The sequence below is a fragment of the Anaerostipes faecis genome (assembly GCF_910574135.1).
In the GTDB taxonomy this organism is placed as follows: Bacteria; Bacillota; Clostridia; order Lachnospirales; family Lachnospiraceae; genus Anaerostipes; species Anaerostipes hominis.
This window is the reverse complement of record NZ_CAJSYK010000045.1, coordinates 1-8,188: the sequence shown is the minus strand read 5'-3', so window position 1 is coordinate 8,188 and position 8,188 is coordinate 1. Positions and strand designations below refer to the sequence as shown.

Sequence of the window (8,188 nt, the reverse complement as noted above, 5' to 3'; positions counted from 1 at the left end):
ACTGCCTGTACTTTGTATTCATGGTCATATTTACGTGCCACTTTGAATACCTCCTTATTCTCTTGGTTTTATTATGAAATCCTTGAGAATAAACTGTCAACTTTTTTTATACCACACCATTGTAATGAAAAGTCACAGTATCACCGTCATAGTGATCTATTCTGGACGTTGCAATAACGGGACGACCAAGATAACGACCGATATATTTGACAACTGTTTTAGGGTTGCAAAGATTTGGCTTGGCATAAACGTAGAATCCCTGTTTATGGTCAGCGTAACATTTTGCTTTGACTTTTTTGAAAGAAGGACCAATTTTAGATTCCATTTCATTCAGGAGCGCAGTGCGAAAGGCGTTACGCAGATAAGTGTAGTTAAAGTGTCTGATATGACGCCAGAAACCATCGTCACTGTAGTCACCCTCAGAAATGAGACAGTGAATATGAGGATTCCATTTAAGGTCTCTGCCAAAGGTATGTAAAACCATGATGAAGCCAGGAGTAAAGTTTTTGGATTTATTCATCTTATGAAACATACGGGAAACAACACTGTTAACAGAGTGAAAAAGGCAGTTGAGAAGAGAGCGGTCATTGAGAAAAAACTCCCTGAGATTTTCATCAATGGTAAAAACACAATGACGATGCTGAACGTTTACCAGTTTAAAGGACATACTGGTAGTGCGTTCCATGGAATATTTATTTCCGCAGGTGGGACAAAAGCGGCTGTGGCAGCGGAAAGGAACGAATTTAAACTTTCCACAATGGGTGCAGGCATACATGGCACCACCAAAGGATGGATCGCCACAGCCTAACATCTTATCGATATTTTCCATCTCAGTATCTCTGGGATGAAGAGTATATTTGATTTCTTCGTAATAGTCGGTAAAGATTCTTTGTAAGATATTCATAAAACTATTATGCAAGAAAAAGTAACAAAAAGAAACCCCTATCCCCTCGATTGAGGGGCAGGGGAGCTGAATAGGCGAAGCCTATTTTTTAATACAAAAAATGAAGGAGGATTTTTCACTATGAAAGAATTTTGGAACAGTATTCAGTTTGTATTTGCTGCGGTGGGCGGATGGCTCGGTTATTTTCTGGGTGGCTATGATGGTCTGCTGTATGCGCTGGTTGTATTTATGGAAGCGGATTACATTACGGGCATTATGTGTGCAGTTTCCGATAAGAAGCTGTCCAGTGAGGTGGGATTCAAGGGGATCTGCAGGAAGGTGTTGATTCTGATGCTGGTAGGAATTGCTAATCTGTTGGATGTGCAGGTCATCGGAACAGGTGCAGTGTTAAGGACGGCGGTTATTTTCTTCTATTTGTCCAATGAGGGTGTGTCTTTATTGGAGAATGCGGCACATCTTGGACTGCCGATTCCAGAGAAACTGAAAGCGATTTTGGCTCAATTACATGACAGAGCGGAAAGAGAGGATGAGAATCATGAAGCTGATTAAAAGTATTTTGACAAAGAATCCGTGCTATACAGCCGGAAAGAAGATTACAGTGAAGGGGCTTATGCTCCACAGTGTAGGGTGTCCTCAGCCGAGGGCATCCGTTTTTATTAACAGCTGGAACAGAGCAGACTATGGTAATGCCTGTGTCCATGCGTTTATTGACGGAATGGATGGTACCGTGTATCAGACTCTTCCGTGGAATCATCGGGGATGGCATTGTGCTTCCGGAAAGAATGGTTCTGGTAACAACACGCATATCGGTGTGGAGATGTGTGAACCGGCTTGTATCAAATATACCGGTGGTTCGACTTTTACCTGTTCTGACAAGGCAGCGGCAAAGGCTGTAGTAAAAAGAACATATGAAGCTGCTGTGGAACTGTTTGCCATGCTCTGCAAAGAGTATGGTCTGAATCCGACAGCGGATGGAGTTATCATCAGCCATAAGGAAGGACATAAGAGAGGGATTGCAAGTAATCATGGCGATCCGGAGCATCTGTGGAAACAGCTTGGTATGGGATAAACAATGGACGGATTCCGTCAGGATGTGAAAAGTGCTATGGGCAAAGCGGAAGAAAGCAAGGAAGAAAATACAGAAGTTGAGAAATGGTATCGTGTCCGTAAGACTTGGGCGGATGCTAAGAGCCAGAAGGGTGCATACAAGAAGATTGCTTATGCAAAGGCTTGTGCAGATAAGAATGATGGATATTCTGTATTCGACTGGGATGGCAATGTGGTTTATCCTGCAGTAGTACAGGAAGAACCAAAGCAGGAACAGACGAAGGTTTCTTACCGTGTTCGTGTGGAAATTAAGAATTTGAATATCCGTAAAGGTCCTGGTACCAACTATGCAAAGACTGGCAAATATACTGGAGTTGGTGTGTTTACGATTGTGGCAGAGTCAGATGGACAAGGTGCTGGTAAGTGGGGAAAACTGAAATCTGGTGCTGGATGGATTAGTTTGGATTATTGTAAAAAACTATAAGGAAATCCGTGTGGAGGGTCATTTGGCGATTGTGCTGAGTGACCCTTATTTTTGTTGGAAAAAAGTTTTGTAAGGCTTGAAAAATAAAAACATTGTGCTATAATATGATTGAGCCGTGGGAAGGCGAGGGTAGTGCCCTAATCCAAATATTCCATTTACGGGATTAAGAATGGTATATCCATTCTTTTTTTTTACCAAAAAGGAGGTGTTATTTTGGCGAAGGACAAACCGTTTACTGTTGAAGAACAGATAAGTACAATGAAAAAATATGTGACTTTTACTAAGAAAGCCAAAATGCGTGATTTCTTGCAGTATGCAGGATATTTTCGTGCCAGCCGGTATGGTAAATATTTATTGTCATATACAAATGTATTTGCAATGAAGCCGTCACAAAATGTGCTGTTTGCATTATATCAATTTGATTTTGAACTGCGAAAGATTATGTACGAAGCATGTGCTAAAGCAGAAATTCAGATTAAAGCTGTTATTACAAATGCTGTGTCATTAAAGACTGGTGATGCGGTGTTTTATTTAGATAAGCAAAATTATACACCCACACGAAGTGAAAGAAATAAATTTTATAGAACAAAGAACATTCGCTTTTTTAATGGTTTTTTTAATGATATCCAAGATAAAGAAGAGAAATTGAGAAAAGATGTATTAAAATACCCGGAATTAAAGGAATATAGAAATGGTGGTAAGAGAGTGTCTATGAATATTCCAAGTTGGGCTGCATTTTCTTATTTTGAATTCGGTACCATTGAAAATATTTATATGTACCTTAGAGGGGATTTGCGTAAAGAAGTGTTATTGTATGGATACAACAGAGGAAGATATGGCAAGAGGATAACTTCCCAATATGATACCTGGTTAAACGGCGTACGAACATTAAGAAATATTTGTGCTCATCATTCCAAACTTATTGGAATGCAGGAAGCTATTGTATTGGCTGATGCGGAAGATGATGCAGATATATTGTTAAATGGAGAAGACCTGTTTTCCAGACTTTATGCACTTAAGAAAGTTATGAATCAAAAAGATAGCGAGGAAATGAAGAAGAAGCTTAAGAAAATTATTTCTAAGTCGAAAATAGATATATACCAGCTTGGTATTTTGCCAGTAGACTGGGAAGATAAGTTTGATAGAATAAAGTACTTATAAAATGTATAAAATAGTTAAGAGCCGTGGGAAGGCGTGGGTAATGCCCTTAATCCAAATATTCCATTTACGGGACGAGTAGGTGTAGATCATCTGCTCGTTTTTTTATATTGTAATAGTTTTAGATATCTGTGGTTATTGCGACTGCAGGTATATTTTTTGCCATAAGGTTAAAATTCCGACCATTTCTTTTGCCTGTGACATAGAAGGAGACAGCTCCTTACTCTATGTTGGAGGTACTGACTATGATCCCTGAAGAAGTGGTAGAAAAATATGACAAAGAAATGGACAGGAGAACGAGGCAGAATCTGGAGCGTTTTGCGGAGTTTATGGTGAGAATGATTGAAAAATATGGTCATAAGGTTCTGGCAGAAATGGAAAAAGAAGAAATGCTATATCTACACCAGAGTTTCTACGATGGTTCAAACCGAAGGCTAAAGTCTGGATGCACAGCAGGAAAAACTGAGAAGATATGCAGAATATAAGAATCTTGAAATTGCGGGGGAATATTGTGATGCCGGTAAATCCGGAAAGAGCATTAAAGGACGCCCGGCGTTCCAGCAGATGATGGAAGATGTGGCAAGCCAAAAGGATGAGATTTCCTATGTACTTGTATTTAAGCTTTCTCGGTTTGGAAGAAACGCAGCAGATGTATTAAAGTCTTTACAGCTTCTTTTGGATTATGAAGTGGACCTGATATCTGTGGATGATGCTATAGACAGTTCCACACAGGGCGGCAGACTTACGCTGGCCATTCTTTCAGCAGTAGCGGAAATTGAACGTGAGAATATCACAGTCCAGTTCCTATCAGGTAAGATGCAGAAGCTAAAAGAAGGCGGATGGCCGGGTGGACCTATTCCATATGGATATCGGAAGGAAGAGGATGGTCTGGTACAATACCCATCAGAGGTGGAGATTGTAAAACTGATTTTTGACATGTACTTGCAAGATGGTATGTTGGCAACAACCATTGTCCGGTATCTGAATGATAATGGATTTACCAGAGTGGTAAAGGGAAAGGTCAGTCCTTTCAAATACGATTTTGTGACTACGGTTTTGGATAATCCGGCCTATTGCGGAAAGATTTTTTACAACAGGCGCACCAATTCCAAGGATATGAAAAAACAAAATCGTGAGGTTATAGAGATACAGGGAAGTCACGAACCGATTATATCCGTAGAACAATGGGAGCAGGTGCAGCAGAAGCGAAAAGCAAATTCTGTGAGAAATAAGAAAGTGGATGAACCTGACAGAGTGAGCATATTATGGGGGCTGGTGAAATGTCCTGTCTGTGGAGTCGGCATGATTGCTTCCAAGAATAAGCAGATTAATAAGAATCACGGCGGTTATTACAAAACTTTGCATTATTACAGTTGTGGGAACGCAAGAAAACAGAACGGGATGACCTGTAAATTCCGCCACACCTATAATCAGGAAAAGGTGGATAGTGCGGTTCTGGAAATGATAGGAAAATTGTTTACTGTTCCAAGTTTTAAGAAGGAGACTGCAAAGTGGTTTCAGGGGAAGGATTCCGTAGAGGACCTTATGGAACAATTAAAGCAGTATCGTAAGCAGTTGTATCATCAGGAACAGCAGAAACGGAGATTGGGAGAGATTCTGGATAACCTTGACATTCTGGCAGACGATTATGATGAAATCTACGACAGGACACAAGCAGAAATTGATGGTGTTTATGATGAAATGGAGCGGCTGGAGAATTTGATAACACAGACGAAAAGAAAACTGGATTCCGCGGAGCAAGGCTCAAAAGCTATCAAACAGGTGGAAAATCTGATTCAGAATATTCCAGAGTTCTTCAAAGAAATGACCTGCGAAGAGAAGCGGAAGATGTATCAGCTGCTCATTGATAAAATTGAGATGTATCCGGAAGAAACACCGGATGGAAGAATTGTGAAAAGCATATCTTTTAAGATTCCGGTATTCTATGAAGATTGGGAGCCGAGAAAGGAAATGACAGCAGAGGAAGTAATAACCTATACACTGGATACCAGTGAGGTGGGCATCACATCAGCAGAAGCAAAAACAACCTATGTGGAATTGAAACAATATATTTTGGACAAGTATGGTGCAAAGGTTTCTTCTTTATATATTGCTCAGATAAAGAGAAAATATGGGATTGATATGGGGGAGAATTATAACAAGCCGGATGATCCAAATAAACGGGTGCCGAAATGTCCAAGGGCGAAAGAAGAAATGATTATAGAGGCATTAAAGCATTTTCGGATGCTGGAATTGGATGTAAAGATGGTGATTTAGGAGGTGCACTTCGTGAAAAAGAGAACAAAATGTTATATCTATATCCGCGTGTCTACGGCAATGCAGGTGGATGGATATAGTCTTGAAGCACAGAAAGACAGGCTGACAAAGTTTGCAGAGTTTCAGGATATGGAAGTGGTAAGGGGATATTGTGATGCGGGTAAGTCCGGAAAGAGCATTACCGGGAGACCGGAGTTTACACAGATGCTGCAGGATGTGGCAGATGATAGAGACGGTGTGGAATACATCCTGGTGTTTAAGTTATCGCGTTTTGGGCGAAATGCGGCGGATGTTCTTAATTCTTTGCAGCATATACAGGATTCTGGAGTCAATTTAATCTGTGTGGAAGATGGGATTGATTCTTCAAAAGATTCCGGGAAACTTACCATTACAGTATTATCTGCTGTAGCGGAGATTGAGCGGGAGAATATTCTGGTGCAGACAATGGAGGGCAGAAAGCAAAAGGCAAGAGAGGGAAAGTGGAATGGCGGTCAGGCTCCATTTGGATATTCACTGGATTCTAAAAAGGGTATGCTGCTTGTGAATCCGGAAGAAGCAGAGGTTGTAAAAATCATCTATGATAAATTTGTAAATGAGGGTATGGGAGCAGATTCCATTAGTAATTATCTGAATCAACACGGATATGTAAAAACGAAGCAGCGGAGTCATGAGTTAAATTATTTTACTCGTGGATTGATAAAAAAATTCTGGATAATCCGGTATATATCGGTAAGATAGCATATGGGAAAAGTACCACAGAGAAAATCAAGGGCACCAGAGACGAATACCATAGAGTGCAGAAGGATGATTTCCTTCTGGCGGAAGGATTGCACGAAGCAATCATTGATTTAGACCTGTGGGAAGGAGTCAGAGAAAGGCGAAAAGAGACAGGTGTTAGGTGGGTAAAAAAACACAGTTTGGAACATGAACATATTTTAACTGGTTTGCTGAAATGTCCGATTTGTGGTGTGGGCATGTCCGGTACTGTACGGAGACGAAAGAACAAAGGAACCGGAGAATATAAGGATGATTTTTATTACAGATGCAAGCATCGCAGAAAAATCAACGAGAGTGATTTCTGTAATTTCAGTTTGGCATTAAATCAAAATGAACTAAACCATGAGGTGGAAAAGTACATCTTGGACCTTGTAAATCATGATGGCTGCAGAGAATTTATCCTAAGAAGAATGGGGAGCAAGGTAGATGTCAGCTCAATGGAAACAGAGAGGGAGCAGTTACGAGGACAGCTTCGTCAGTTATCCGGAGCTAAGAAGAAGCTGACAGATATGCTTGACCGGTTAGATGTTACGGATAAGCATTATGACAGAAAGTATCAGGATATGCATGATCGGTTGGATAATCTGTATGATAAAATTAGAGATATTGATGACCAACTTCAGGATGTGAATGAGAAAATCAATATGGCTTATGAAAATCAAATTACTTCAAAACAGGTCTATCAAATTCTCACGTGTTTTGATAAAATATATTTTGAAATGACGGACTTGGAGAAAAAGGAATTTTTCAGGAACTTCATTGATGAAATAGAACTTTACTCTGAAAGACAGAGTGATGGACGCATTGTAAAACAGATAAACTTCAATTTTCCAGTGTATTATAATGGAAACGAAGGTGATGCAATTAAGTTGCCTTATGATAATAAGGTTGAGACCGTGGCACTATTGAAGAGGAAAGGGCAGTAGAGGTTTCCACCAGAAAATTGATTCGTCATTGGACGGTAGACATGCCTGGGAAATCCAGTGTTTTAGAGGAGAAGAAAATCTATTATGAAAGAACTAAAAGAATTAAATATTAAAAGCATAGAAGAAATCAAATCATTATTTGCAGAGATTTTACAAAGGAGCCCTGGAATGATGATTGGAGTGACTTGGCACAACTGCATGAATATATTATGGATTTAATAGGAAACAGGAATTCTTTAACATTGGGTCTGTTTAAAAATGATGAACTCATTGGCCTTTCAATGGGAAGCATCATGCATTGGTACGGACTTTTTACAAGCCGTTGAACAATATGCCAAAAGCAAACAGGTAACGCATATTTTTTTACAGACAGAGAGAACTGTTCCCGCTTTTAATTTTTATAAGAAAAATGGTTTTATTGAATTAAAAGACCATATTTCACTCTATAAAGAATTTAATTAAAGGAGAGTGCCATGGAATATAAGATCAGACAAATGGTGTGGTATAAAAAAAGTTGACAGTTTATTCTCAAGGATTTCATAATAAAACCAAGAGAATAAGGAGGTATTCAAAGTGGCACGTAAATATGACCATGAATACAAAGTACAGGCAGTA

The 8,188-nt window shown here is 39.7% G+C and carries 5 protein-coding genes and 3 pseudogenes; 7 read left to right on the top strand and 1 reads right to left on the bottom strand.

Annotated features, from left to right (window positions below; genetic code table 11):
* Nucleotides 1-118 precede the first annotated feature (118 nt).
* Nucleotides 119-904, bottom strand: a pseudogene (locus tag QGT46_RS16525) (IS91 family transposase); the annotation flags it as partial.
* 120 nt (nt 905-1,024) lie between these two features.
* Here QGT46_RS16525 and QGT46_RS16520 point away from each other — a divergent pair.
* The 7 genes and pseudogenes from QGT46_RS16520 to QGT46_RS16490 all read left to right on the top strand — a co-directional run bounded on the left by QGT46_RS16520 (nt 1,025) and on the right by QGT46_RS16490 (nt 7,792).
* Complete coding sequence (locus QGT46_RS16520; protein WP_148460405.1) at nt 1,025-1,453, top strand: phage holin family protein; 429 nt, start codon at nt 1,025-1,027, stop codon at nt 1,451-1,453.
* Nucleotides 1,440-2,435, top strand: a pseudogene (locus tag QGT46_RS17595) (N-acetylmuramoyl-L-alanine amidase). Before QGT46_RS16520 ends, QGT46_RS17595 begins: the two are co-directional and overlap by 14 nt.
* A gap of 213 nt (nt 2,436-2,648) precedes the next feature.
* Complete coding sequence (locus QGT46_RS16510) at nt 2,649-3,596, top strand: Abi family protein (protein ID WP_301591634.1); 948 nt, start codon at nt 2,649-2,651, stop codon at nt 3,594-3,596.
* Between the two features lie 242 nt (nt 3,597-3,838).
* On the top strand, nt 3,839-4,078 hold the full coding sequence (locus QGT46_RS16505; protein ID WP_148460404.1) for a hypothetical protein: 240 nt from the start codon (nt 3,839-3,841) through the stop codon (nt 4,076-4,078).
* Nucleotides 4,035-5,870: a recombinase family protein gene (locus tag QGT46_RS16500; protein WP_330655943.1), complete on the top strand. Its 1,836-nt coding sequence runs from the start codon at nt 4,035-4,037 to the stop codon at nt 5,868-5,870. The genes QGT46_RS16505 and QGT46_RS16500 overlap by 44 nt, the downstream gene beginning before the upstream one ends.
* Before the next feature lie 60 nt (nt 5,871-5,930).
* Nucleotides 5,931-7,573: pseudogene (locus tag QGT46_RS17590) on the top strand (recombinase family protein).
* Nucleotides 7,574-7,657: 84 nt separating this feature from the next.
* A complete protein-coding gene (locus QGT46_RS16490; protein ID WP_006567928.1) occupies nt 7,658-7,792 on the top strand; it encodes a hypothetical protein in 135 nt (44 codons plus the stop codon).
* The last annotated feature ends 396 nt before the right edge of the window (nt 7,793-8,188 follow it).